Here is a 24,981-nt window from a genome sequence, read left to right as displayed (position 1 = left end):
TTTTCATTTCAGCAGTGCACTGCGCACCCCCGGGGAACCCCCGCATGGGCACGCAGATTGCTCTGCTAGCATCGTTGAACACTTCGTTTGCTGAATGATTGCTTTCGTACTGCGCCGCCTGATCCAGGCCGTGATCGTCATGGTCGCGGTTGCCTTCTTCGCCTTCCTGCTCTTCCAGTACGTGGGTGATCCGGTCGTCTTCCTGCTGGGCCAGGATGCCAAGCCCGAGCAGGTCCGCGAGCTTCGCTCCGCCTTGGGGCTCGACAAGCCCTTCTTCGTGCAGTTCTGGCACTTCCTCGTCAATGCCGCGCAAGGCGAGTTCGGCCTCAGCCTGCGTCAGGGCGCCAAGGTCTCGCGCCTGATCGGCGAACGCTTCCCGGCCACGCTGGAGCTGTCGCTGGTCGCGGCCGTCCTGGCCCTCGCGATCGGCATTCCGATGGGTGTCTACACCGCGCTCAAGCGCGGCAGCTTCATGAGCCAGGTGTTCATGACGCTGTCATTGCTCGGCGTCTCTCTGCCGACCTTCCTGATCGGCATCCTGCTGATCCTGGTGTTCGCGGTGCACCTGGCCTGGTTTCCGAGCTTCGGCCGCGGCGAGACGGTGCAACTGGGCTGGTGGAGCAGCGGCCTGCTGACGTCCGACGGCTGGATGCACATCGTGCTGCCGGCGATCACGCTGGCGATCTTCCAGCTCACACTGATCATGCGGCTGGTGCGCGCCGAAATGCTCGAGGTGCTGCGTGCCGACTACATCAAGTTCGCGCGCGCGCGCGGCCTGTCGGACCGCGCGATTCACTTCGGCCACGCGCTCAAGAACACGCTGGTGCCGGTGATGACCATTACCGGACTGCAATTGGGCGGGTTGATCGCCTTCTCGATCATCACCGAGTCGGTCTTCCAATGGCCCGGCATGGGGCTCTTGTTCATCCAGGCCGTGACCTTCGCCGACATCCCGGTGATGGCGGCCTACCTGTGCCTGATCGCATTGATCTTCGTGACGATCAATCTCGTGGTCGACCTGCTCTATTTCGTGGTCGACCCGCGGTTGCGGATCGGCAACGCCGGAGGTCACTAGATGTGCGAAGAAAATCGAAATGACTGAATCCCGATTCCAGGCGGCCGGCAGGCCCTTCGCGCACATCGCGCGTTTCTATCCGGAGCTGACCGCTTTCCGGCGCGATCTGCATGCGCATCCCGAACTCGGATTCGAGGAGATCTATACCGCGGGCCGTGTCCGGGAGGCCCTGAAGGCTTGCGGCGTGGACGAGATTCACACGGGCATCGGCAAGACCGGCGTGGTCGGCGTGATCCGTGGCCGCTCGACGGCCAGCGGCCGCATGATCGGCCTGCGGGCGGACATGGATGCCCTGCCGATGTGCGAGGACAACGACTTCGAATGGCGCTCGGCAAAGCACGGCCTGATGCACGGCTGCGGGCATGACGGCCACACCGCGATGCTGGTCGGCGCCGCGCGCTACCTGGCCGAGACCCGCAACTTCGACGGCACCGCGGTGCTCATCTTCCAGCCCGGCGAGGAGGGCTTTGCTGGCGCCCGCGTGATGATCGAGGACGGCCTGTTCGACCGCTTCCCGGTCGACTCGGTCTACGCGATGCACAACTGGCCCGGCATGCCGGCCGGCACGGTCGGCATCAATCGCGGCGCGATGATGGCGGCCGCCGACCGCATCACGATCGACGTCGAGGGCAAGGGCGGCCACGGCGCGCATGCCTACCTGACGGTCGACCCGGTGGTGGTCTCGGCTCACATCATCACGGCGGTGCAGAGCATCGTGTCGCGCAACGTGCGGCCGATCGACGCTGCGGTCGTCAGCATCTGCGCCGTGCAGGCGGGCGACCTCGGCGCGATGAGCGTGGTGCCGGGCAAGGCGACGCTGGTCGGCACGGTGCGCACCTTCAGCTCCCGCGTGCAGGAGCAGGTCGAGCGGCGGCTGTCGGAACTGTGCAGCGCGGTGGCCGGGGGCTTCGGCGCCACCGCCCGGGTGAAGTTCGAGCGCATCTATCCGGCCACCATCAACTCCGCGCCCGAGGCCGTGTTCGCGGGCGACGTCGCGCAGTCCCTGGTGGGTGCGCACAACGTCGAGCGCAACATGGAGCCGAGCATGGGCGCCGAGGACTTCTCCTTCATGTTGCAGAAGAAGTCCGGTGCGTACCTGCGCATCGGCCAGGACGCCCGGGGCGGCGCCTTCCTGCACAACAGCAAATACGATTTCAACGACGAGATCCTGCCGTTGGGCGCCGCCTTGCACGCGGGCCTGGTCGAGCAGGGCATGCCGCTGGCCGCCAAGGCCGGCAAAACAGGAACCAGGACCGTCTCGTCGACGGCATCCTGAGTCATTTCAACCCGAGGAGTGCTTCTCATGAGTCTGAAGAAAAGTGTGGTCGCGGCCGCGATCCTGTCCGTGCTGGCGACCGCGAGCCTGATGGCTGGCGCCCAAACCATTCGGATCGCGAACCAGGGCGATGCACTGTCGCTCGATCCGCACTCGCTCAACGAATCGCTGCAGCTCAGCGTGGCCGCCAACGTCTACGAGACGCTGACCGGGCGCAACAAGGACCTGAGCCTGGCGCCGCTGCTGGCGACGAGCTGGAAGCAGACCTCGCCGAACGTGTGGCGCTTCGAACTGCGCAAGGGGGTTCAATTCCACGACGGCACGCCGTTCACGGCGGACGACGTGGTCTTCAGCTTCGCACGCGCCAAGGGCGACGGCTCCGACATGAAGGCCACGCTGAGCGACATCAAGGAAGTGCGCAAGGTCGACAGCCATGCAGTCGAGATCGAGACCGCCGGCGCGTTCCCGATCCTGCCCGACGTGATCTCGCTGACCATGATCATGAGCAAGAAGTGGTGCGAGGAGAACGGCGCCGCCAAGCCGGTCGACAAGCGCAAGGGCATCGAGAACACGGCCTCGTTCAAGGCCAACGGCACCGGGCCCTTCCGGGTGCGCGAGCGCCAGCCCGACGTTCGCACCGTGTTCACCCGCAACGCCACCTACTGGGGCAAGATCGAAGGCAACGCGCAGGAAGTCATCTTCACGCCGATCGCCAATCCCGCGACCCGCGTCGCCGCCCTGGTGTCCGGCCAGGTCGACGTGATGGAACCGGTGCCGGTGCAGGACATCGCGCGCATCACGGCGAGCCCGAATGCACGCGTGATCACCGGCCCCGAGCTGCGCACGATCTTCCTGGGCATGGACCAGAAGCGCGACGAACTGCAGTACTCCAGCGTCAAGGGCAAGAACCCGTTCAAGGACAAGCGCGTGCGCCAGGCCTTCTACCAGGCGATCGATATCGTCGGCATCCAGAAGACCGTGATGCGCGGCGCCTCGCGCCCGACGGCCCTGCTGGTGGGCCCCGGCGTCAACGGCTGGACCGCCGAGCAGGACAAGCGCCCGCCCTACGATGTCGACGCCGCCAAGAAGCTGCTGACCGAAGCCGGCTACCCGAACGGCTTCGAGGTCACGATGAACTGTCCGAACGACCGCTACGTGAACGACGGCCAGATCTGCCAGAGCATCGCGTCGAACCTGGCGAAGATCGGCGTCAAGATCAATCTCGCCACCGAGACCAAGGGCACCTACTTCCCGAAGATCCTGCGCCGCGACACCAGCTTCTACATGCTCGGCTGGACCCCGACCACCTACGACGCGCACAACGCGCTGTCGTCGTTGACCGCGTGCCCGGACGACAAGGGCACCGGGCAGTTCAATCTGGGCGCCTACTGCAATCCCAAGCTCGACGAGCTGACCAAGAAGATCCAGTCCGAGAGCGACAAGGGCAAGCGCAACGAGCTGATCAAGGAAGCGTTCGCGATCCATGCGGACGACGTCGGCCATCTGCCGCTGCACCAGCAGTCGCTGGCCTGGGGCGTGAGCAAGAAGGTCGAGCTGACGCAGTTGGCCGACAACTTCATGTACTTCAAGTGGATGAGCATCAAGCCTTGAGCCTGGCCTCTGCCTGACCAGGGGGCCCGCGTCAGCGGGCCCCTTCTTTCCGCTCCTCGATGAAAAAAACTCTAGCCCGCTGGCTCGACAGCGATGTCGGACACAGCTTCCGCAGTTCGCCGGTCGCGATGTTGGCCGCTGCGATCGCTTTCGCCTGTCTGTTCGCTGCGGTGTTCGCCGGTTGGGTGACGCCGCACAATCCCTTCGACCTCGCAATGCTCGAGCTCGGCGATGCGCGCCTGCCGCCGGCCTGGAGCGCGGAGGGCTCTTCCAAATACCTGCTGGGCACCGACGACCAGGGTCGCGACATTCTTTCGGCCGTGATCTACGGCGCACGCATCTCGCTCATCGTCGGCCTGGTGTCGGTGGTGCTCTCGGTCGTGGTCGGCGTGCTGCTCGGACTGCTCGCCGGCTTCTGGGGCGGCTGGCTCGATGCCTTCCTGATGCGCGTCTGCGATGTCATGCTGTCGTTCCCGCCGATCCTCATCGCCTTGCTGATGGCCGGCGTCGGTCGGGCGCTGTTTCCCGACGCACCCACCTCGGTGGCGTTCGGCGTGCTGATCGTCGCGATCTCGATGACCGGCTGGGTGCAGTACGCGCGCACCGTGCGCGGCTCGACGCTGGTCGAGCGCAGCAAGGAATACGTGCAGGCGGCGCGCGTGACCGGTGTCTCGCCCTGGCGCATCATGGTGCGCCACGTGCTGCCGAACGTGATGGGTCCGGTGATGGTGCTGGCGACGATCCAGGTCGCGACCGCGATCATCACCGAAGCCACGCTGTCCTTTCTGGGCGTCGGCGTGCCGCCGACCTCGCCGTCGCTGGGCACGCTCATCCGCGTCGGCAACGACTACCTGTTCTCGGGTGAATGGTGGATCACGGTGTTCCCGGGCGCGATGCTGGTGCTGATCGCGCTCAGCGTGAACCTGCTCGGCGACTGGCTGCGCGATGCTTTGAACCCGCGTCTGCGCTGAAGGTGGAGCACCGCACATGAGTCTCCTGCAAGTCAAGAACCTGGTCGTCGAATTCCCGCACCGCCGCGGCACCCTGCGTGCGCTCGACGACATCTCCTTCGAGATCGCCCCGGGCGAGATCCTCGGCGTGGTGGGCGAGTCGGGCGCGGGAAAGTCGCTGACCGGCGCGGCCATCATCGGCCTGCTCGAACCGCCGGGCCGCGTGGCGTCGGGCGAGATCCTGCTCGAAGGCCAGCGCATCGACAACCTCGGCCACGAGGCGATGCGCCACATCCGCGGACGCAAGATCGGCGCGATCTTCCAGGACCCGCTGACTTCCCTGAACCCGCTGTACACGATCGGCCGGCAACTGATCGAAACCATCCGCACGCACCTGCCGGTGAGCGAGGACGAGGCGCGCCGGCGCGCCATCGGCCTCTTGCAGGACACCGGCATTCCGGCGGCGGCCCAGCGCGTCGACCACTACCCGCACCAGTTCTCGGGCGGCATGCGCCAGCGCGTGGTGATCGCCCTGGCGCTGGCGGCCGAGCCGAAGCTGATCGTCGCCGACGAGCCGACCACGGCGCTCGACGTCTCGATCCAGGCCCAGATCATTCAACTGCTCAAGGGCATCTGCAAGGAGCGCGGCGCCGCCGTGATGCTGATCACGCACGACATGGGCGTGATCGCCGAAACCTGCGACCGCGTGGCCGTGATGTATGCGGGCCGGGTGGCCGAGATCGGACCGGTACACGAAGTGATCCATCAGCCCGCTCATCCCTATACCTCGGGCCTGATGGCCGCCATTCCCGACATGTCGATGGACCGCGAACGGCTGAACCAGATCGACGGCGCGATGCCGCGCCTCAATGCGATTCCGCGCGGCTGCGCCTACAACCCGCGCTGCCCGCGCGTGTTCGACCATTGCCTGGTGGAGCGGCCCGACCTGTTCGATGCCGGCGCGACCCGCGCGGCTTGCTGGCTGCACAAGGTGCACAGCGCCTCGCCGGCTTACGGAGGTGGCGCATGACGGCATTGGTGCAGGCCCACGATCTGGCCAAGAACTTCGACGTCTCGCCGCCCTGGCTCAACCGGGTGCTCGAGCGCAAGCCCCGGGTGCTGCTGAAGGCGGTCGACGGCGTGAGCTTCTCGATCGAACGCGGCAAGACGCTGGCGCTGGTCGGCGAGTCCGGCTGCGGCAAGAGCACGGTGGCGCGGCTGCTGGTCGGCCTGTACGAGCCGACACGGGGCGGCATGCAGTTCGATGGCCAGGATGCGCACGCCGCGTTCAAGACCGCCGCAGGGCGCGTGCTGCGCCGGCGCATCCAGATGATCTTCCAGGATCCCTATGCGAGCCTCAACCCGCGCTGGATCGTCGAGGCGATCGTCGGCGAGCCGCTGCTCGAGCATGGTCTCCTGAAGGAGGGGCCGGCACTCAAGGCGCGCGTGGGCGAACTGCTGCAGTCGGTCGGCCTTAGCCCGCTCGACATGGTGAAGTACCCGCACCAGTTCTCGGGCGGCCAGCGGCAGCGGATCTCGATCGCGCGGGCGCTCGCCACCCAGCCCGAGTTCCTGGTCTGCGACGAGCCGACCTCGGCACTCGACGTCAGCGTGCAGGCGCAGGTGCTCAACATCATGAAGGACCTGCAGCGCGAGCAGGGGCTGACCTACCTCTTCATCTCGCACAACCTCGCAGTGGTGCGGCATGTGGCCGACCAGGTCGGCGTGATGTACCTGGGGCGGCTGGTCGAGGTGGCGGACAAGCAGCAGCTCTTCGCGTCGCCGCAGCATCCCTACACCCGCATGCTGCTCGATGCGATCCCGCAGATGAAGCACACCGGCCGCCGCCGCACGCCGGTGCAGGGGGAAGTGCCGAACCCGTTGAACCCGCCCACCGGCTGCACCTTCCATCCGCGCTGTCCGCTGGCCAACGAGCGCTGCAAGGTGGAGCGGCCGCCGCTTCAGATGCTGCGCGGCGTGCAGGTGGCCTGCCACGCCGTGGAAGAGGGTCGCGACTAGCCCGCCGGGCTATTGCTCTTCGCCCCAGGCGTAGCCGTCCCTGGCGATCATTGCGCTGGAGGCGCTGGGTCCCCAGGTGCCAGCCGCATACGGACGCGGCGCGCCGTCCGAAGCCCAGCTGTCGATCAGCGGCTCGACCCAGCGCCAGGCCTCTTCCTGTTCATCGCTGCGCACGAACAGGTTCAGCCGGCCGTCGATGACGTCGAGCAGCAGCCGTTCGTAGGCGCCCACGCGCTCGGTGCCGAAGCGCTTGTCGAAGTCGAGGTCGAGCTGCACCGGCGCGAGTTGCGGGCCGGCCTGCCGGTTGCCGTTGCGCTGGCGGTTGTCCTGGGCCTGGGCCAGCATGTGCAGTTCGAGCCCGTCCTTGGGCTGCAGGTTGATCACCAGCTTGTTGACCGCGTTCGTGGGGGCGCGGTAGATCGCGTGCGGGGTCTCGCGGAAGTTGACCTCGATGCGCGCATCGCGCGAGGCCAGCCGCTTGCCGGTGCGGATGTAGAGCGGCACGCCGGCCCAGCGCCAGTTGGCGATCTCGGTGCGCAGCGCGACGAAGGTCTCGGTGCGGCTCTCGGGGTCGACGCCGGGCTCGTCGCGGTAGCCGGGCACCCGCTCACCGTAGGCCGTGCCGGCGACGTACTGGCCGCGGATCGCGTGCAGGCCGATGGATTCGGCGGTCCACGGTTTCAGCGCCCGCAGCACCTTGAGCTTCTCGTCGCGGATCGCATCGGCGTGGGCGTTGATCGGCGGCTCCATGCCGATCGCGCAGACCAGCTGCAGCGCATGGTTCTGCACCATGTCGCGCAGGGCACCGGTCTGGTCGTAGAAGGCACCGCGCTTTTCGACCCCGAGGTCTTCGGCGATCGTGATCTGGACGTTGGCGATGTACTCGCGGCGCCAGATCGGCTCGAACAGCGCATTGCCGAAACGCATCGCGAACAGGTTCTGCACCGAGGGCTTGCCGAGGTAGTGGTCGATGCGGAACACCTGCTGCTCGGACAGCACCTCGCGCACCGCCTTGTTGATCGCGCGGTTCGACGCCAGGTCGTGGCCCAGCGGCTTCTCGAGCACCAGTCGGGTCTGCGGGCCGTTGAGCCCGGCGGCGGCGATCTGCTCGACCACCTGCGTGAAGAGCCCCGGCGCGGTGGCCAGGTACATCACGACCGTGCCCGCGTTGCGCGCCTTGAGCAGCTCGGCGAGCCGGGCGTAGTCCTCGGGCTTCGACAGGTCCATGCTCAGGAAGTACAGCATCGAGGCGAACTTCTTGAACTCCTCGGGCGTCGGCCGCTTGGCGCCCTCGACCGCGGCGAAGCGTGACCGGATCAGCTCGCGGTAGCCGTCGTCGGTCAGCTCGTCGCGCGCCACCCCGATGATGCGTCCGCCCTCGGGCAGGCTGCCGTGGCGGAAGGCCTGGAACAGGGCCGGCATCAGCTTGCGCCACGCGAGGTCGCCAGTGCCGCCAAAGAGGACGAGGTCGAAACTCATGGATAGATCCGTGTAGTTGGTGAGAGCCGAGCATGAAGCTTGCCAGCGAATGGTACTTGTACCGATCCGGCAGCGACGCGTACGCGCTAAGCTGAAAAGCGGCCCGAGGGGCCTTTTTTGTTCCAGAACGAGGTGCTGATGAAGAAATTTTTCGCCATGACGACCATGGCTGCGCTGCTGGGCGCTTCGGGCGCCGCGTCGGCCCAGACCGTCAACGTGATCTGCTCGGTGCAGGCCGAGTGGTGCAACATGATCGCCACGGTGTATGCGCGCACCACCGGCGTCAAGCTCAACATGGCGCTCAAGGGCTCGGGCGAGGCGCTGGCGCAACTGATCGCCGAGCGGGACAACCCCAAGACCGACGTCTGGTTCGGCGGCACCGGCGACCCGCACCTGCAGGCCGCCGAATCGGGCCTGACGCTCGAGTACAAGTCGCCCAGCCTGCCGCAGCTCTACCCGTGGGCCCAGCAGCAGGCCCAGCAGTCGGGCTACAAGACGGTCGGCATCTACTCCGGTCCGCTGGGCTTCGGCTACAACACCGAGCTGCTGAAGAAAAAGAAGCTGGCCGTGCCGCGCAGCTGGGCCGACCTGTTGAAGCCCGAGTACAAGGGCGACATCCAGGTGGCCAACCCGGCCTCCAGCGGTACCGCCTACACCATGATCGCGACGCTGGTGCAATTGATGGGCGAAGACAAGGCCTTCGACTACCTCAAGGGGCTGCACCGCAATGTCGGCCAGTACACGCGCTCGGGCACCGGCCCGATCAAGGCGGTGGCGCGCGGCGAGACCGCGGTGTCGATCAGCTTCGTCCATGACGCGCCACAGGAGAAGATGCAGGGCTTTCCGGTCGAGACCGTGACGCCGTCCGAAGGCACCGGGGCCGAGATCGGTTCGATGAGCATCGTGAAAGGCGCGCGCAACCTGGCCGAGGCCAAGAAGTTCTACGAGTGGGCGCTGACGCCGCAGGCCCAGACCTTCGGCGCCGCGGCCAAGCAGTTCCAGCTGCCGTCCAACAAGGCGACGCCGGTCGATGCCAACGTGCCGGACTTCAAGAAGATCAAGATGATCGACTACGACTACGCCAAGTACGGCGCCAGCACCGAACGCAAGCGGCTGATCGCGCGCTGGGAGAAGGACGTCAACTCGCTGCCGCGCTGACAGCATGCGGTCACGGCGCCCCAATGCCCCGGTCTGGGCCTGCATCGCGGCGGCGCTGCTGGGCTACCTCGCGCTGCCCTGGTACGCGATCCAGGACACCGGCTGGTGGGAGGCGATCCCGCAGGTCTTCGGCTCCGGCGAGGGCGCCAATGGCCTGATGCAGGCGCTGCTGCAGGGCCGCGGCTGGCTCTGGATCGGCCTCCTCGGCCTCGGCATCTGTGGCCTCGGCGGCCTGTTGCAGGCCGGACGCGCCCAGGGCCGGCTGCTGCTCGTGGGCGGCGCCGTGGGGGCCGTCGGGCTGTCGCTCAGCGGCTTCCTGATCGGCGCCCGGGGCTGGAGCTTTCCCTTCCTCAACGCGCAACTCGGCGAACTGCCGGTCAACCAGTTCGGCATCGGCGCGGGTGGTTTCATCGCGCTCTCGGCGCTGATCCTGCTGGCCGCCTTCGGGCTGGCGCGGCTGGGATTCTTCAAGGGCGACCTGTTCGTGTCCGGCGCGGTGATCGGCTGCGGCGTGTTGATGGCGCTGTTCATTGCCTACCCCGTGAGCAAGGCGCTGGGCGGCGCCTTCCTCGACGAAGATGGCCGCGCGTCGATGGCGGCCTTCCTGGCGCGCATCGGTACCGAGCGCGTCTGGGGCCTGGGCTGCCTGGCGGGCGGCGTGCGCTGCGGCGTGGCCTGGAACACGCTGGTGCTGGCCCTGCTCACGGCCACCGGCACCACCTTCCTCGGCACCCTGATGGCGCTGATGGCCGAGCGCGGCAGCCGTCGCTGGCAGGGACCGCTGCGGGTGCTGGCGCTGCTGCCGATCATCACGCCGCCGTTCGTGGTCGGGCTCGGCCTGATCCTGCTGTTCGGGCGCGCCGGCGTCGTCAACCAGCTGCTCGAGAGCGCCTTCGGCATCGAGCCGACGCGCTGGTTCTACGGCATGCCCGGTGTGCTGGTGGCGCAGCTCTTCGCCTTCACGCCGATCGCCTTCATGATCATGCGCGGCGTGGTGCAGGGCGTCTCGCCGAGCCTCGAGGAAGCCGCGCAGATGCTGCGCGCCGACCGGCGCCGCGCTTTTTTCACGGTCACGCTGCCGCTGATCAAGCCGGGGCTCGCGAACGCCTTCCTGGTCGGCTTCATCGAGAGCATCGCGGACTTCGGCAACCCGGTGGTGGTGGGCGGCCAGTTCTCGGTGCTGTCGACCGACATCTTCTTCGCCATCGTCGGCGCGCAGTACGACCAGGGCCGCGCTGCCTCGCTGGCCTGGGTGCTGACGATCTTCGCGCTCGGCGTCTTCGCACTCCAGCGCGCGGTGCTCGGCAAGCAGAACTACACGACGGTCAGCGGCAAGGGCGACGCCGGCATCGCGATGGCGTTGCCCGACGGCGTGCGCCGCACCATCTACTGCATCGCGCTGCCGTGGATCGCCTTCACCGTGGTGGTCTACCTGTTCGCCTTCGCGGGCGGCTTTGTCCAGACCTGGGGCCGCGACTACAGCTTCACGCTCAACCACTTCAAGACCGCGTTCGCACTCGAATGGGGGCAGTTCGGCCTGGTGTGGGCCGGTACCGCCTGGAACTCGCTGATCACCACGCTCAAGCTGGCCGGCATCTCGGCGCCGCTGACCGCGGGGCTTGGCCTGCTGATCGCCTGGCTGCTGGCGCGCAACGAGTTCAAGGGGCAGGGCGCCTTCGAGTTCGCGGCGCTGCTGGCCTTCGCCATTCCCGGCACCGTGCTGGGCGTGAGCTACATCCTCGCCTTCAATGTGCCGCCGCTGGAGCTCACCGGCACCGGTCTCATCATCGTGCTGTGCTTCATGTTCCGGAACCTGCCGGTCGGCGTGCGCGCCGGCACGGCGGCCTTCAAGCAGCTCGACCGTTCGCTCGACGAGGCCTCGCTGATGCTGCGCGCCTCGACCTCGCAGACGCTGTTCAAGGTGGTGCTGCCGCTCCTGAAGCCGGCGCTGGTGGCCGCGCTGGTCTACAGTTTCGTGCGCGCGATGACCACGGTGAGCGCGGTGATCTTCCTGGTCACGGCCGAGAACGAACTCGCCACCACCTACATCATCGGCCGCGTCGGCAACGGCGACTACGGTGTCGCGCTGGCCTACTGCACCGTGCTGATGATCCTGATGTCGGTCGCGATCGCGGCGGTGCAGATGCTGGTGGGCGAGCGCAAGCTCGGGCGACGCAAGGCCGGCGTGCCGAGCATCGCGGTCGCCGCACACTGAACACGGAAACACCTATGAGCCAAGGCATCGAACTGCGCAACGTCACCAAGCGCTACGGCAGCGACGCGCGCGCGCCGCTGGCCGTCAAAGGCATCAGCTTCGAGGTGCCAGAGGGCACGCTGACCACCATCCTCGGGCCTTCGGGCTGCGGCAAGACGACCACGCTGCGCATGATCGCCGGGCTCGAGTCGCCGACCTCGGGCGCGATCCTGATGGGCGGCCGCGACGTCACCACGCTGGGGCCGGCCGAACGCAACGTCAGCATGATGTTCCAGAGCTATGCCCTGTTCCCGCACGTGAACGTGATCGAGAACGTGGGCTACGGCCTGAAGATGAGCGGGGTGCGCAAGGCCGAGGCCGCGGCGCGCGCCCGCGAGGCGCTCCGGGGGGTCGGGCTGGTCGGTTTCGACGAACGCCTGCCGAGCGAGTTGTCGGGCGGCCAGCAGCAGCGTGTGGCGCTGGCGCGCGCGCTGGTGCTCGAGCCGGCCGTGCTGCTGTTCGACGAGCCGCTCTCCAACCTCGACGCCCGCCTGCGCCGCGAGATGCGCGAGGAGATCCGCAGCCTGCAGCAGCGCCTGCGATTGACCGTCGCCTACGTCACGCACGACCAGAGCGAGGCGCTCGCGGTCAGCGACCAGATCATCGTGATGGACCACGGCGTGATTGCGCAGCAGGGCACGCCCGAGCAGCTCTACGGCCATCCGTCGAGCGAATTCGTGGCCGGTTTCATGGGCGAGGCGATGGTGTTCCCGGCGCTCGCGCAGCCCGACGGCCGGGTCGAGCTGGGCCCCTTGACCCTGACGCCGCGCCACGACCTGCCGCCGGGCTTCGTCAAGGTCGCGGTGCGGCCCGAGGCCTGGGTGATCGGCGCCGCCATCGGCCTGCCCGCGACCCTGCGCAAGTCGGCCTACCTCGGCAGCTTTTACGAATATGCTTTCGACACCGCGCTGGGCCCGGTGTTCGTGGTGTCGAGCGATCTCGCGCGACCCCTGGCCGCCGGCGCGCAGACCACCCTGTCCCTCGCCAGCCATGGCGTTTCCGTCGTACCCGTGACCGCATGAATGTCGTTTTCGATCTGGGAGCCGTGCTCCTGAGCTGGGAGCCCGTGGCCCTGGTTCAAACCCAACTGGCGCCCCACGCCCCGACGGCGGACGCCGCGCACGCGCTGGCGCGGCAGATGTTCCATCACGAGGACTGGCTGGGCTTCGATCGCGGCACCCACAGCCTCGATGACGCCATCGGCCGCATGGCGCTGCGCCTCGCGCTGCCGGCCGACCGGCTCAGCGAGGTGCTGGCGCCGATGGGCGAGCGGCTCGAACCGATCGCGGTCACGGTGGAACTGCTGGCGGGGCTGCGGGCGCGCCGGGACGCGGGCGAGGATCTGCGGCTGTACTACCTTTCGAACATGCCCTCGCCCTATGCGCGGGTGCTGGAGTACCGCCATCCGTTCTTCCGGTGGTTCGACGGCGGCATCTTCTCGGGTGATGTGCGCATGATCAAGCCGCAGCGTGAAATCTACCAGCTGCTGGCGACGCGGTACCGGCTGGCGGCCCCGCAGACCGTCTTCATCGACGACTCGCCGGCCAACGTGCTGGCGGCGCGAGAGCTCGGCTGGGCGGCCATCCATTGCGAGCGGCCGAGCGCCTTGCCGGCGCAGCTCGCCGCCTACCTGCCGCTCAGTTCGACCCTGTCGACGTCGAAGCCCAGCGTGCGGGCGTAGTCGAGTTCGGCCTGGAGCGCGGCGCCGTCGAGCCGAGGCTCGCGCGAGAGCACCCACAGGGACTGGCGGTTCGGCGTGCCGATCAGCGCCACCTGGTAGTCGCGATCGAGCTTCAGGATCCAGTAGTCGCCCCACACCAGCGGCAACCAGCCGAGCCACTCGGGCGCGAAGCGCACCTCGAACCGGCCGGCGCCGGGCTGGCCGGCGACCGGCACCACGCGCGCAGACCCCACGGTTTCATCGACACGGCCATTCGCCAGGATGCAGCGGTTGCGCACCTCCACGGTGCCGTCGGCCAGCGGGGTGTATTCGGCCGTCACGGGGCCGGTGCACCCTGCCTCGAATCGGTTGGGCAGGCGTGCCTGCTCGTGCCACAGGCCGGCATAGCGCTTGAGGTCGACCGGGGCCACCACCTGGAGCGGTGCACGCATCAGCGGCGCGCCGTCCGCCGGGCCGGCGATCGCCTCGACGCGCGCCGTACGGGTGTTGGAGAGCGCCAGCAGCGTCAGGACGCCGCCGACGCAGAAGGCGGCCGCCAGGGTGCCGATCGAGGCGTTGTGGGCGCGACCGTCGAAAACAGCCGGCGGTGGTGCAGGGTGGGCGCGAAATGACATGGGATTCCTCCGGGAGGCGACCAATCGAAACACGAGACTAGACGCCTGCGCGCCGGCGTCGCGTCAGCCAGGGACCACACGCCACGTAGTGCTGCGGCGGGATAATGGCCGCATGAACCAACTCGACGCCCTCCGCCAATGGACCACCGTGGTTGCAGACACCGGTGATTTCCGCCAGCTCGCCCAGTTCAAGCCACGGGACGCGACCACCAATCCGTCGTTGATCCTGAAGGCGGTCCAGAAGGCCGACTACCGTCCCTTGCTGGACGAGGTGGTGAAAAAGCACAGGGGCGCGCCGATCGACGAGGTGATCGACCGCCTGCTGGTGCGCTTCGGCACCGAGATCCTGTCGATCATCCCGGGCCGGGTGTCGACCGAGGTGGATGCGCGGCTGAGCTTCGACACGCAGGCCACCATCGCCCGCGCCGAGCGCATCGTGGCGCTCTATCGGGAGCAGGACATCGATGTCGGCCAGCGCGTGCTGATCAAGATCGCCTCCACCTGGGAAGGCATCGAGGCGGCTCGCCAGCTCGAGCAGAAGGGCATCCATTGCAACCTGACGCTGCTGTTCTCGTTCGCCCAGGCCGTGGCCTGCGGTGCGGCCGGGGTGCAACTGATCTCGCCTTTCGTCGGCCGCATCTACGACTGGCACAAGAAGTCGCAGGGCGGCCAATGGGACGAGGCCGCCAACGCCGGAGTCAACGATCCGGGCGTGAAATCGGTGCGCCAGATCTTCGACTACTACAAGAAGAACGGCATCGCGACCGAGGTGATGGGAGCCAGCTTCCGCAACGTCGGCCAGATCGCCGCACTGGCCGGCTGCGACCTGCTGACCATCAGCCCTGAGTTGCTGGCCGAGTTGGCCGCCGGCGAGGCGCCGCTCGCGCACGCGCTCGACGCCGAAGCGGCGAAACGCCTGGAGCTCCCGAAGGTCGTGCTCGACGAGGCCGCCTTTCGCTACGCGTTGAACGAGGACGCGATGGCCACCGAGAAGCTGGCCGAAGGCATCCGCGCCTTCGCCGCCGATGCCGTGAAGCTCGAAAAATTGATGGAGGCGTGATGACACGCGTTCGCTGCGACCAGACGAAGGCCTGGGGTGCGCTGCAGGCGCACTACGACGAAGCGGGCCGGCGCTTCACGCTGCGCGAGGCTTTCGCCGCCGACCCGAAGCGCTTCGAGACGCTGAGCCAGTCTGCGCCCTTCGTTTTCGCCGACCTGTCGAAGAACCTGGTCGATGCCCGGACCGAGGAACTGCTGCTGGCGCTGGCGCGCGAGTGCGGGCTCGAGGCGCACCGGGACGCGATGTTCGCGGGCCGGCACATCAACGCCACCGAAGACCGTGCGGTGCTCCACACCCTGCTCCGGCGGCCGCCTTCCGACCCGGCGACCGGGGCGCTGGCAGGCCCCTTCGGCGAGGTGCAGTCCACGCTGGCCGCGATGCTCGCCTATGCCGAGGAGGTTCGCGCCGACCACACGATCACCGACGTGGTCAACATCGGCATCGGCGGTTCCGACCTCGGGCCGCAGATGGCGGTGCTGGCGCTCGCGCAGTTCGCGGCGCCGGGCAAGCGCTTCCATTTCGTCTCGAATGTCGACGGCCATGAGCTCGCCGGCATCCTGCGCGGATTGGCGCCCGAGCACACGCTGTTCCTGATCGCCTCGAAGACCTTCACGACCGCGGAGACGATGACCAATGCGCAGTCGGCCCGGCGCTGGTTCGAGCAGTCGGGCGGCGTCGACGTGGCGCGTCACTTCGCCGCGCTCACGACCAACGTCGAAGCGGCGCGGGCCTTCGGCATCGAGACCACCTTCGGCTTCTGGGACTGGGTCGGTGGGCGCTATTCGCTGTGGTCGGCGATCGGGCTGCCGATCGCGCTGGCGATCGGGGCCGAGGGCTTTCGCGGTCTGCTGGCCGGCGCCCACGCGATGGACGAGCATTTCCGTACCGCGCCGCTGGCGCAGAACCTGCCCGTGCGCCTGGGCTTGCTCGACGTCTGGTATCGCAACTTCCACCTGTTCACGAGCCGCAGCATCGCGCCGTACCACAGCGCGCTCAAGCGCCTGCCGGCCTACCTGCAGCAACTCGAGATGGAAAGCAACGGCAAGCGGGTCGACATGGACGGTCGGCCGCTGGCCTTCGGCACTTCCCCGGTGCTGTGGGGCGAACCGGGCACCAATGGCCAGCACGCCTACTTCCAGATGCTGCACCAGGGCACCGACGTGACGCCGCTGGAGTTCATTGCGGTGCGCGACGCCGCGCACGACCTGCCGGGCCACCATGCCAAGCTGCTTGCCAATGCGCTGGCGCAGGCGCAGGCACTGATGGTCGGCCAGGCCGACGCCGGCGGCCACAAGGATTTTCCGGGCAACCGGCCCAGCACTTTCTTCGTCTTCGAGCAACTGACGCCGGAGTCGCTGGGCGCCTTCCTTGCGCTCTACGAGCATCGCGTGTTCACCAGCGGCGCCCTGTGGGGCATCAACAGCTTCGACCAGTGGGGCGTCGAGCTCGGCAAGGTGCTGGCCAAGGACATCGAGCCGCGCCTGGCCTCGGGCGATGCCGAGGGCCTGGATGCCTCCACGGCCGGGCTGCTGGCGCGCCTGCGCCAGCGCGCATAAGCGTCATCGAGGATCGGTAGCCTCTGGCTATGATGACCACGGGATTTCCCCGTGGGGCTCATCAAGAGGAGTTGTTCATGAACTTTCAACAGGCCGTTCAGACCTGCTTTCGCAAGTACACCGACTTTTCCGGCCGGGCGAGCCGGCCCGAGTACTGGTGGTTCATCCTGGCCTATGTGGTCGTGGCCTTCGTCGCCGGCTTCATCCACGAGGTCGCCTACTACCTGGTGGTGCTGGTCTTCCTGCTGCCGCTGCTCGCGGCCGGCGCGCGCCGCCTGCATGACGTCGGCAGAAGCGCCTGGTTCCTGTTGCTCGGGCTGATCCCGGTCATCGGCACCCTGGTGCTGCTCTATTTCATGGTTCAACCGGGCCAGCCCGAATCGAACGTCTACGGGCCGCCCGTCGCGCCCGTGCCGGCCAGCGTCTGAGCCGTCAGCCGCCGGCGCCCACCAGCACCGCCTTCGGGCGGTAGCTGGCCGGAAACACCTTCTTCAGGTTGTCGACCTTCGGCAGATCGTTGATCGCGATGTAGGGGTGGTCGGGGTGGCGGGTCATGAAATCCTGGTGGTACGCCTCCGCCGGGTAGAAGGCCTTGAGCGGCTCGAGGGTGGTCGCGATCGGCTTGCCGAACACCTTGGCGCGGTCGAGCTGCGCGATGTAGCTTTTGGCGATGCGCGCCTGCTCGGGGTTGGCCGTAAAGATCGTCGAGCGGTATTGGGTGCCGGTATCGGGGCCCTGGCGGTTCAGCTGGGTCGGATCGTGGGCCACCGAGAAGTAGATCTGCAGCAGTTGCGCGTAGCTGATCTGCTTCGGGTCGTAGGTGATGCGGACCGCCTCGGCATGGCCGGTGCGGCCCGATCCGACCTCGTCGTACCTGGCCGTCGAGGCCTGGCCGCCGGCATATCCCGATACCGCGCCGGTGACGCCCTTGACGTGCTGGAAGACGCCTTGAACGCCCCAGAAGCAGCCGCCCGCGATCACTGCGGTCTCCACACTGGCGCCCGGCGCGGCCGGCGGGTCTTCGGCGGGTGGGGGGATCACCACGGCCGCCTCGGCCGCGAACGAGGGCGCGACGCGCCAGAGCGCCGCACCTGCGGCGAGTGCCAGCACGGCCAGCACGGGGCGTCGGGACAGCCTTGCGAACGGCGTGCCGCGTGGGTCCGCGGGTGTCGATGAGAGTGGGGTCATACCGGTGTTGCTCCTTGCATGAGGCCTGATGCGGCGGCGGCAGCCGCTTGGGGCCGATCGATCGTACTCGCCCGCGAAATCCTGTGGATCCGAGCGGGCGTGGGTTGGAACGCGCGGCTACTTCTTCATTTCGTCCTTGGCCATCCCATCCTTGGACATGCTGTCCTTGGCCATCGAATCCTTCTTCATGCCGTCCTTCTTCATGCTGTCCTTGGCCATGCCGTCCTTGGCCATGCCGTCCTTGGCCATGCCGTCCTTCGCCATCGAGTCCTTCTTCATGCCGTCCTTGCCCATGGCATCCTTCGACATCGCGTCCTTGCTCATGTCATCGGCGGCGAATGCCGAGGCGGAGCCGACGGCCACGAAAGCGGCGAGGAGCGTTGCGGTGAGCTTGTTCATTTCAGTGTCCTGTTGAGTTGAAGTTTTGAATGGGCACGGTTCAGGAGAACACGGCCGCGCGCTTTCAACAGCGCCGAGTCGGGATCGACTCAACTGCCGCCGAACCAGTTGTAGCCCTGGTCTTCCCAGTAGCCGCCGGGGTAGGTGTTGGTGACGAAGATCGCCTGGATGTGCTTCGGGTTCTTGTAGCCCAGCTTGGTGGGCATGCGCAGCTTCATCGGGAAGCCGTATTTCGGCGGCAGCGGCTGGCCGTCGTAGGTCAGCGTGAGCAGGGTCTGCGGGTGCAGCGCCGTGGGCATGTCGATGCTGGTGAAGTAGTCGTCGGCGCACTTGAAACCGACGTACCTGGCGCTCGTGTCGGCGCCGACCTTGCGCAGGAAATCGGCGAAGGGCACGCCGCCCCATTTGCCGATCGCGCTCCAGCCCTCGACGCAGATGTGGCGCGTGACCTGGTCCTGCTGCGGCATCGCGCGCAGATCGGCCAGGGTCCAGCGGCGCTTGTCGGCGACCAGGCCGGTGACTTCGAGCCGGTAGCCGGCTTCGTCGACTTCGCGAACCTCGTCCTCGCCGTAGTAGGCGTTGAACGGAAACGGCCGTGTGATCATCGACTCGGGATAGGTCGGCGCCAGCCGGTTCGGATCGAACAGCCAGGCTTGCGCCGCATCGTTGAAGCGCGAGATCCGGGCCAGCGCCGCCTCGACCGTGGCGTTGTCGCTGATGCTGCAGCCGCTCAGCAGCGACAGGCCGCCCAGCGTCAGCGAGCGCTGCAGGAAGGCTCGCCGCGCGGGTTGCTCGATGCGGCGTCCGATCCGCTTGCGCGCCTCGGCCAGCACGGCGTCGCCGTCCACCTCGAGCAGGGTGGCGAGGGCGGGGCGCTTGAAGATCTTCATGCTCTCTCCTTGCTGTGGCCGCTCAGCATCGTGAGCAGCGTGCGCGGCACCAGCGCCACCATCACGAGGTGCACGGCGACGAACGCCACGAGCGCGGCCATCGCGAAGAAGTGAATGCGGCGGGCCGCCTCGTAGCCGCCCAGCAGTTCGCGCAGGCCCGGAAACTGGACCGATTTCCAGAGCACCAGGCCCGAGAGGACGAGCACCGTGATGTCGACCATCACGAACAGGTAGGCCAGGCGCTGCACGTGGTTGTAGCAGCGCGGGTCGGCATGCGAGAGACGGCCGCGCAGGGCGGCGAGCAGGTCCTGCCAGATGCCGGCCGGCGACAGCGGGAAGAACCTGGCGCGCAGCCGCCCGCTCGCCACGTTGAGCGCGAGATAGACCAGCCCGTTGATCGCCAGCAGCCACATCGCGGCGAAGTGCCATTGCAGCGCGCCGCCGAGCCAGCCGCCCAGCGTGATCGAGGCCGGTATCTCGAAGTCGAACAGCGGCGAGGCGTCGTAGATGCGCCAGCCGCTGGTGACCAGCACCAGCACCGCAAGGGCGTTGAGCCAATGCGTGATGCGCATCCACAGCGGATGGATCGGTGCGTGGCCGGCGGGCGGGAGTTCGCGTTGCATGGGGCGGATTGTTGGCCGTACCCGGTGGCCGATTCATCACGAAGAGTTCAATTAATCGTGACAAATGCGCCGTCGATATCGCCGCACAATCCGATTCCATGGAGCCCGCCAAACGCGTCTTGATCGTCGAGGACGATGCCCACATCGCCGAGCTGATGCGCATGCACCTGCAGGACGAGGGCTACGCCATCACGCATGCGGCCGACGGCGACGCCGGCATGCGCGAACTCGAGCGCGGCAGCTGGGACGCATTGATCCTCGACCTGATGCTGCCGGGCATCGACGGGCTCGAAATCTGCCGCCGGGCCCGGGCCATGACGCGCTACACGCCGATCATCATCACCAGCGCCCGCTCCAGCGAGGTGCACCGCATCCTGGGCCTCGAACTCGGCGCCGACGACTACCTGGCCAAGCCGTTCTCGGTGCTGGAACTGGTGGCGCGGGTCCGGGCCCTGCTGCGCCGCAGCGACGCGCTGGCACGCAATGCGCGGATGGAGGCGGGGCGCCTGGACATCGGTCGTCTCTGCATCGATCCGGTCGCGCGTGAGGTGCAGGTCGACGGCAAGCCGGTCGAACTCACGCCGCGCGAATTCGACCTGCTGCATTTCTTCGCCCGCCATCCGGGCCGTGTGTTCTCGCGCCTCGACCTGCTGAACCAGGTCTGGGGCTACCAGCACGACGGCTATGAGCACACGGTCAACACCCACATCAACCGGCTGCGCATGAAGATCGAGGCCGACCCCGCCCAGCCCAGCCGCATCCTCACGGTCTGGGGGCGCGGCTACAAGCTGGCCGGACCGGAGGGCGGGGCATGAGCCTCTTTCGCAGCAGCCTGTCGCGCCGCCTCTCGGCGGTGTTCGCCGTGCTGCTGCTCGCCTGCTGCGGCGCCTCGGTCTGGCTGCAGATGCAGGCCAGCGGGCGCTACGAGCAGGAGGTGATGCAGCGTCTTTCCGGCGGGCTGGCGGCGCACATCGCGCAGAACTCGACCCTGATGGAGCGCGACGGGCTCAACCAGGCGGCGGTGCGTGATCTGTTCGACAAGCTGATGGCCGTCAATCCGAGCGTCGAGGTCTACCTGCTCGGGCTCGACGGCCGGATCCAGGCCCAGGCCGCGCCGCCCGGGCACCTGAAGCGGGACAGGGTCGACGTGGCGCCGATTCGCCGGCTGCTCGACGGCGCCCCCTTGCCGATCGTCGGCGACGATCCGCGCCGCGAAGGCACCCGCAAGGTGTTCAGCGCCGCGCCGCTGCGCATCGACGGCCGCGAGGTCGGCTATGTCTATGTGGTGCTGTCGGGCGAGGAGCGCGACGCGCTCCTGGCCGACGCTGCGGCGAGCAACGTCCTGCGAACGACGTTGTGGTCGGTGGCATTGGTCGCGCTGCTGGGCCTGCTGGCCGGGTTGGCGGCATTTCATCTGATCACGCGCCCGCTGCGCGAATTGACCGGGGCGGTACGCAGGTTCGAGGCCGATGGCGTGGCGACGCTGCAGGACGCCGGGCCGACGTTCGAGCGGACCCGCCGCGGCGGCGACGAGATCGCCGCGCTCTCACAAGCGTTCGTCCAGATGACGCAGCGCATCGCCGAGCAATGGCGCGAGCTCACGCAGCAGGACCAGCAGCGGCGCGAACTGTTCGCCAACATCTCGCACGACCTGCGCACGCCGCTCACTTCATTGCATGGCTATCTCGAGACGCTGTGGGTCAAGGCCGATACGCTCGACGTCGCCGAGCGCCGCCGCTACCTCGAGATCGCGCTGGCGCAAAGCCGCAAGGTCTCGCGGCTGTCGCAGGAGCTGTTCGAGCTGGCGCGGCTGGAGTATGGCGTCGTCAAGCCCGAGAAGGAGACCTTCGCGTTGGCCGACCTGGTGCAGGACGTGTTCCAGAAGTTCGAGCTGGCGGCCGAGGCGCGGCAGCAGCGGCTGGTGGCCGACATCGCGCCGGACCTGCCGGGCGTGACCGCCGACCTCGGCATGATCGAGCGCGTGCTCGCCAACCTGCTCGACAACGCGATCCGCCATACGCCCGCGGGCGGCGAGATCGCGGTGCAGCTGCGGCAGGACAAGGAGGGTGTGCGGGTCGAGATCAGCGACACCGGGCCCGGCATCCCGAACGATTTGCGCACGGCACTGTTCACGCGACCGGTGTTCTCGTCGGCCGGTGGCCGCAGCGGCGGGCTCGGGCTGGTCATCGTGCAGCGCATCCTGCAGCTTCATGGCAGCGACATCCGGCTCCTGCCTCGGCCCGAGAAGGGGGCCGTGTTCTCGTTCCTGCTGACGTAAAAAAGCCCCGCAGCTTTCACTGCGGGGCTTCTTGGCTTGGCTGTGGCAGCCGGGGCCGGGGGATTACATCCCCATGCCGCCCATGCCACCCATGCCGCCCATGTCGGGCATGCCGCCGCCAGCGCCGCCTTCTTCCTTCGGTGCGTCAGCGACCATGGCTTCGGTCGTCAGCAGCAGCGAGGAGACCGAGGCTGCGTTCTGCAGTGCGGTGCGGGTCACCTTGGTCGGGTCCAGGATGCCCAGCTCGAGCATGTCGCCGTAGGTGTCGTTGGCGGCGTTGAAGCCGTAGTTGCCCTTGCCGGCCAACACTTCGTTCACGACCACCGAGGCTTCGCCGCCGGCGTTGTTGACGATCTCGCGCAGCGGCGCTTCGATGGCCTTGAGCACCAGCTTGATGCCGGCGTCCTGGTCAGCGTTGTCGCCCTTGAGCTTGTCGCCCACGGCTTGCTTGGCGCGCAGCAGGGCCACGCCACCACCGGCAACCACGCCTTCTTCCACTGCAGCGCGGGTGGCGTGCAGGGCGTCTTCGACGCGAGCCTTCTTTTCCTTCATTTCGACTTCGGTGGCAGCGCCGACCTTGATCACTGCAACGCCGCCGGCCAGCTTGGCCACGCGCTCTTGCAGCTTTTCGCGGTCGTAGTCGCTGGTCGCTTCTTCGATCTGCACGCGCACTTGCTTGACGCGGGCTTCGATGTCGCCAGCGGCGCCGGCGCCGTCGATGATGATGGTGTTTTCCTTGCCCACTTCGATGCGCTTGGCTTGGCCGAGGTCGGCCAGCGTCACCTTCTCGAGGGTCAGGCCCACTTCTTCAGCGATGACCTTGCCGCCCGTCAGGATGGCGATGTCTTCGAGCATGGCCTTGCGGCGGTCGCCGAAGCCAGGCGCCTTGACGGCCACGACCTTCAGGATGCCGCGGATCGTGTTCACGACCAGGGTCGCCAGGGCTTCGCCTTCGACTTCTTCGGCAATGATCAGCAGCGGACGGCCGGCCTTGGCGACTTGCTCCAGCGTCGGCAGCAGATCGCGGATGTTGCTGATCTTCTTGTCGAACAGCAGCACGAAGGGGTTGTCCAGCAACGCCGATTGCTTCTCGGGGTTGTTGATGAAGTAGGGCGACAGGTAGCCGCGGTCGAACTGCATGCCTTCGACGACGTCGAGTTCGCTGTCCAGCGACTTGCCGTCTTCGACGGTGATCACGCCTTCCTTGCCGACCTTGTCCATCGCGTCAGCGATGAGCTTGCCGATGGTTTCGTCGCTGTTGGCCGAGATCGAGCCGACTTGCGCGATTTCCTTCGAGGTGGTCGTGGGCTTGGAAGCCTTCTTCAGCTCGGCGACCAGGGCGGTGACCGCCTTGTCGATGCCGCGCTTCAGGTCCATCGGGTTCATGCCGGCAGCCACCAGCTTGAAACCTTCGCGAACGATGGCCTGGGCCAGCACGGTCGCGGTGGTGGTGCCGTCGCCGGCGTTGTCCGAAGTCTTGGAAGCCACTTCCTTCACGAGCTGGGCGCCCATGTTCTGGAGCTTGTCCTTGAGTTCGATTTCCTTGGCGACGGACACGCCGTCCTTGGTCACGGTGGGGGCGCCGAACGAGCGCTCCAGAACCACGTTGCGGCCCTTGGGGCCCAGGGTCACTTTGACTGCGTTGGCGAGGATGTTGACACCTTCGACCATGCGCGCGCGGGCTTCACCGCCGAAGACTACGTCTTTTGCTGCCATGAGATTTCTCCGAATTCAGTTGTTTGGGGGATGAGGGCTTGAGAAATTACTTCTCAACCACTGCGAACAGGTCGTCTTCCTTCATGACCAGCAGTTCGTCGCCATCGACCTTGACGGTCTGGCCGCTGTACTTGCCGAACAGGACGCGGTCGCCGACCTTGACGCTCATTGCGCTGAGTTCGCCCTTGTCGTTCTTCTTGCCAGGACCGACGGCCAGAACTTCGCCTTGATCAGGCTTCTCGGCGGCGTTGTCGGGGATCACGATGCCCGAGGCGGTCTTGGTTTCGCTTTCAATGCGCTTGACGATCACGCGATCGTGCAAAGGACGAAGTTTCATTGCATCTCCTGATAGGAACGGGGGTTTGGCTTGGGCTACGGCGTGGTGCCGGCGCCACATTCGTTGTGAAGCGGGTGCTGTTAGCACTCAACTCCAACGAGTGCTAATGATAAGGGTGTTTTGTGGCATTTCAAGGCGGGCTGGCCCTTTTGCCTGCTGCGAAGGCGGCGCGGTGCTAGATTGCTCCGATGGACAGACGCCGGGCCTTTCTCGCCGCCCTGGTCGGGGTGGGGGTCGGTGTTGGCGTGGTCTTCCTGGTGACGGATCTTCCCATGCCGGGGGCGAGCAAGGCCGCGCCCTACCTGGACATTCCGGTGGGCGGCATCCCTGCCGGTGCCCCGAAGTTCTTCATGTGGAACGACGCGCCCTTCGCCCTCGTGCGCACGACCGGCGAGATGCTCGACGACCTTCAGGCGCAAACCCCGAACACCTGGAGCCAGCGCCCGATCCCGGCGGATCGCCCCGCGTTCTTTGTCTACTCCCTGGTGAGTCCGGTCCTGGGGTGCGTGGCCCGGCATGCCCCCAAGGGCGCCTTCCGCTTCGCGCCCGAGCGCCTGTGGCAAGGGGGCTTCTACGACCCCTGCCACTTCGCCGAATGGGACTATGCGGGGCGGGCGATCCGGCAGTACCCGGACCAGGGCGAGTCGATGCGCGTGGCCGATCTCGACGCGCCTGCGTTTGAACTCAGGACGCCGGAGACCTTGCGAATCCATCGTTGAGTCCGGCCGGTGCGCCGGTCGAGGCTTTCGGCAAACGGCGCCGGCCTCCGCCCTGTACGTCTCTCGCCGCCGATGTTGATGAAGGTGAACCGCCTGTC

Annotated in this window: 24 protein-coding genes; 16 read left to right on the top strand and 8 right to left on the bottom strand. The window is 67.3% G+C overall.

Annotated elements, in window-relative coordinates; all coding sequences use genetic code 11:
- Window positions 1-94 precede the first annotated feature (94 nt).
- From AC1DYK_RS02285 to AC1DYK_RS02260, 6 genes are read left to right on the top strand one after another with little or no spacing between them, the layout of a single operon-like run.
- Entirely contained in the window at window positions 95-1,075 is a 981-nt protein-coding gene (locus AC1DYK_RS02285) for an ABC transporter permease (RefSeq protein ID WP_478090549.1), read from the top strand.
- Between the two features lie 19 nt (window positions 1,076-1,094).
- On the top strand, window positions 1,095-2,351 hold the full coding sequence (locus AC1DYK_RS02280; RefSeq protein WP_478164778.1) for a M20 aminoacylase family protein: 1,257 nt from the start codon (window positions 1,095-1,097) through the stop codon (window positions 2,349-2,351).
- A gap of 27 nt (window positions 2,352-2,378) precedes the next feature.
- A complete protein-coding gene (locus AC1DYK_RS02275) occupies window positions 2,379-3,962 on the top strand; it encodes an ABC transporter substrate-binding protein (RefSeq protein WP_478164777.1) in 1,584 nt (527 codons plus the stop codon).
- A gap of 59 nt (window positions 3,963-4,021) precedes the next feature.
- Window positions 4,022-4,933 carry an ABC transporter permease gene (locus AC1DYK_RS02270; protein WP_478164776.1) on the top strand — a complete coding sequence of 304 codons (912 nt, stop codon included), beginning with the start codon at window positions 4,022-4,024 and terminating at the stop codon, window positions 4,931-4,933.
- A 16-nt stretch (window positions 4,934-4,949) separates the two neighbouring features.
- A complete protein-coding gene (locus AC1DYK_RS02265; RefSeq protein ID WP_478164775.1) occupies window positions 4,950-5,942 on the top strand; it encodes an ABC transporter ATP-binding protein in 993 nt (330 codons plus the stop codon).
- The gene (locus AC1DYK_RS02260; protein ID WP_478164774.1) at window positions 5,939-6,931 is read left to right on the top strand and encodes an ABC transporter ATP-binding protein; all 993 of its coding nucleotides are present in this window, start codon (window positions 5,939-5,941) and stop codon (window positions 6,929-6,931) included. The genes AC1DYK_RS02265 and AC1DYK_RS02260 overlap by 4 nt, the downstream gene beginning before the upstream one ends.
- A 9-nt stretch (window positions 6,932-6,940) precedes the next feature.
- On the opposite strand, the gene zwf is transcribed toward AC1DYK_RS02260, so the two are convergent.
- Window positions 6,941-8,410, bottom strand: coding sequence for a glucose-6-phosphate dehydrogenase (gene zwf / locus AC1DYK_RS02255; RefSeq protein ID WP_478164773.1), 1,470 nt, complete (start codon window positions 8,408-8,410; stop codon window positions 6,941-6,943).
- A gap of 138 nt (window positions 8,411-8,548) precedes the next feature.
- Between zwf and AC1DYK_RS02250 the strand changes: the two genes are divergently transcribed.
- From AC1DYK_RS02250 to AC1DYK_RS02235, 4 genes are read left to right on the top strand one after another with little or no spacing between them, the layout of a single operon-like run.
- Complete coding sequence (locus AC1DYK_RS02250; protein ID WP_478164772.1) at window positions 8,549-9,568, top strand: ABC transporter substrate-binding protein; 1,020 nt, start codon at window positions 8,549-8,551, stop codon at window positions 9,566-9,568.
- A 4-nt stretch (window positions 9,569-9,572) separates the two neighbouring features.
- Window positions 9,573-11,783, top strand: a complete 2,211-nt coding sequence (locus AC1DYK_RS02245) for an ABC transporter permease (protein ID WP_478164771.1) — start codon at window positions 9,573-9,575, stop codon at window positions 11,781-11,783.
- Between the two features lie 14 nt (window positions 11,784-11,797).
- Complete coding sequence (locus tag AC1DYK_RS02240; RefSeq protein ID WP_478164770.1) at window positions 11,798-12,844, top strand: ABC transporter ATP-binding protein; 1,047 nt, start codon at window positions 11,798-11,800, stop codon at window positions 12,842-12,844.
- Entirely contained in the window at window positions 12,841-13,503 is a 663-nt protein-coding gene (locus AC1DYK_RS02235) for an HAD family hydrolase (RefSeq protein WP_478164769.1), read from the top strand. The genes AC1DYK_RS02240 and AC1DYK_RS02235 overlap by 4 nt, the downstream gene beginning before the upstream one ends.
- On the opposite strand, the gene AC1DYK_RS02230 is transcribed toward AC1DYK_RS02235, so the two are convergent.
- Window positions 13,449-14,117: a lipocalin family protein gene (locus AC1DYK_RS02230; RefSeq protein WP_478164768.1), complete on the bottom strand. Its 669-nt coding sequence runs from the start codon at window positions 14,115-14,117 to the stop codon at window positions 13,449-13,451. The two genes, AC1DYK_RS02235 and AC1DYK_RS02230, sit on opposite strands and share 55 nt — an antisense overlap.
- Window positions 14,118-14,229: 112 nt before the next feature.
- On the opposite strand from AC1DYK_RS02230, the gene tal reads away from it, so the two are divergent.
- From tal to AC1DYK_RS02215, 3 genes are all read left to right on the top strand, one after another.
- Window positions 14,230-15,177, top strand: coding sequence for a transaldolase (gene tal, locus AC1DYK_RS02225; RefSeq protein ID WP_478164767.1), 948 nt, complete (start codon window positions 14,230-14,232; stop codon window positions 15,175-15,177).
- Complete coding sequence (pgi, locus tag AC1DYK_RS02220; RefSeq protein WP_478164766.1) at window positions 15,177-16,733, top strand: glucose-6-phosphate isomerase; 1,557 nt, start codon at window positions 15,177-15,179, stop codon at window positions 16,731-16,733. The genes tal and pgi overlap by 1 nt, the downstream gene beginning before the upstream one ends.
- 77 nt (window positions 16,734-16,810) lie before the next feature.
- A complete protein-coding gene (locus tag AC1DYK_RS02215) occupies window positions 16,811-17,161 on the top strand; it encodes a DUF805 domain-containing protein (protein ID WP_478164765.1) in 351 nt (116 codons plus the stop codon).
- A gap of 4 nt (window positions 17,162-17,165) precedes the next feature.
- Here the strand turns inward: AC1DYK_RS02215 and msrA are convergent, their stop codons facing one another.
- The 4 genes from msrA to AC1DYK_RS02195 all read right to left on the bottom strand — a co-directional run bounded on the left by msrA (window position 17,166) and on the right by AC1DYK_RS02195 (window position 19,833).
- Entirely contained in the window at window positions 17,166-17,921 is a 756-nt protein-coding gene (gene msrA / locus AC1DYK_RS02210; RefSeq protein WP_478164764.1) for a peptide-methionine (S)-S-oxide reductase MsrA, read from the bottom strand.
- 117 nt (window positions 17,922-18,038) lie between these two features.
- Window positions 18,039-18,320, bottom strand: a complete 282-nt coding sequence (locus tag AC1DYK_RS02205) for a pentapeptide MXKDX repeat protein (protein ID WP_478164763.1) — start codon at window positions 18,318-18,320, stop codon at window positions 18,039-18,041.
- Window positions 18,321-18,409: 89 nt separating this feature from the next.
- Window positions 18,410-19,210, bottom strand: a complete 801-nt coding sequence (locus AC1DYK_RS02200; RefSeq protein ID WP_478164762.1) for a molybdopterin-binding protein — start codon at window positions 19,208-19,210, stop codon at window positions 18,410-18,412.
- A complete protein-coding gene (locus AC1DYK_RS02195) occupies window positions 19,207-19,833 on the bottom strand; it encodes a cytochrome b/b6 domain-containing protein (protein WP_478164761.1) in 627 nt (208 codons plus the stop codon). The genes AC1DYK_RS02200 and AC1DYK_RS02195 overlap by 4 nt, the downstream gene beginning before the upstream one ends.
- 98 nt (window positions 19,834-19,931) lie before the next feature.
- Between AC1DYK_RS02195 and AC1DYK_RS02190 the strand changes: the two genes are divergently transcribed.
- The gene (locus AC1DYK_RS02190; protein ID WP_478164760.1) at window positions 19,932-20,648 is read left to right on the top strand and encodes a response regulator transcription factor; all 717 of its coding nucleotides are present in this window, start codon (window positions 19,932-19,934) and stop codon (window positions 20,646-20,648) included.
- On the top strand, window positions 20,645-22,111 hold the full coding sequence (locus AC1DYK_RS02185) for a sensor histidine kinase (RefSeq protein ID WP_478164759.1): 1,467 nt from the start codon (window positions 20,645-20,647) through the stop codon (window positions 22,109-22,111). The genes AC1DYK_RS02190 and AC1DYK_RS02185 overlap by 4 nt, the downstream gene beginning before the upstream one ends.
- 63 nt (window positions 22,112-22,174) lie before the next feature.
- Here AC1DYK_RS02185 and groL read toward each other — a convergent pair whose 3' ends face one another.
- Together groL and groES are read right to left on the bottom strand one after the other, a co-directional pair.
- Window positions 22,175-23,827 (bottom strand): chaperonin GroEL, encoded by a 1,653-nt coding sequence (gene groL / locus AC1DYK_RS02180; protein WP_478164758.1) that lies wholly within the window; start codon window positions 23,825-23,827, stop codon window positions 22,175-22,177.
- A 46-nt stretch (window positions 23,828-23,873) separates the two neighbouring features.
- The gene (gene groES, locus AC1DYK_RS02175; protein WP_478164757.1) at window positions 23,874-24,164 is read right to left on the bottom strand and encodes a co-chaperone GroES; all 291 of its coding nucleotides are present in this window, start codon (window positions 24,162-24,164) and stop codon (window positions 23,874-23,876) included.
- A 188-nt stretch (window positions 24,165-24,352) separates the two neighbouring features.
- Here groES and AC1DYK_RS02170 point away from each other — a divergent pair, with 188 nt between their 5' ends.
- A complete protein-coding gene (locus AC1DYK_RS02170; RefSeq protein WP_478164756.1) occupies window positions 24,353-24,883 on the top strand; it encodes a Rieske (2Fe-2S) protein in 531 nt (176 codons plus the stop codon).
- Window positions 24,884-24,981: the final 98 nt, after the last annotated feature.

This window comes from Variovorax sp. P2_H12, assembly GCF_056403395.1.
The sequence above is the reverse complement of the archived record's forward strand: the minus strand, read 5'-3'. Positions and strand labels throughout refer to the sequence as shown.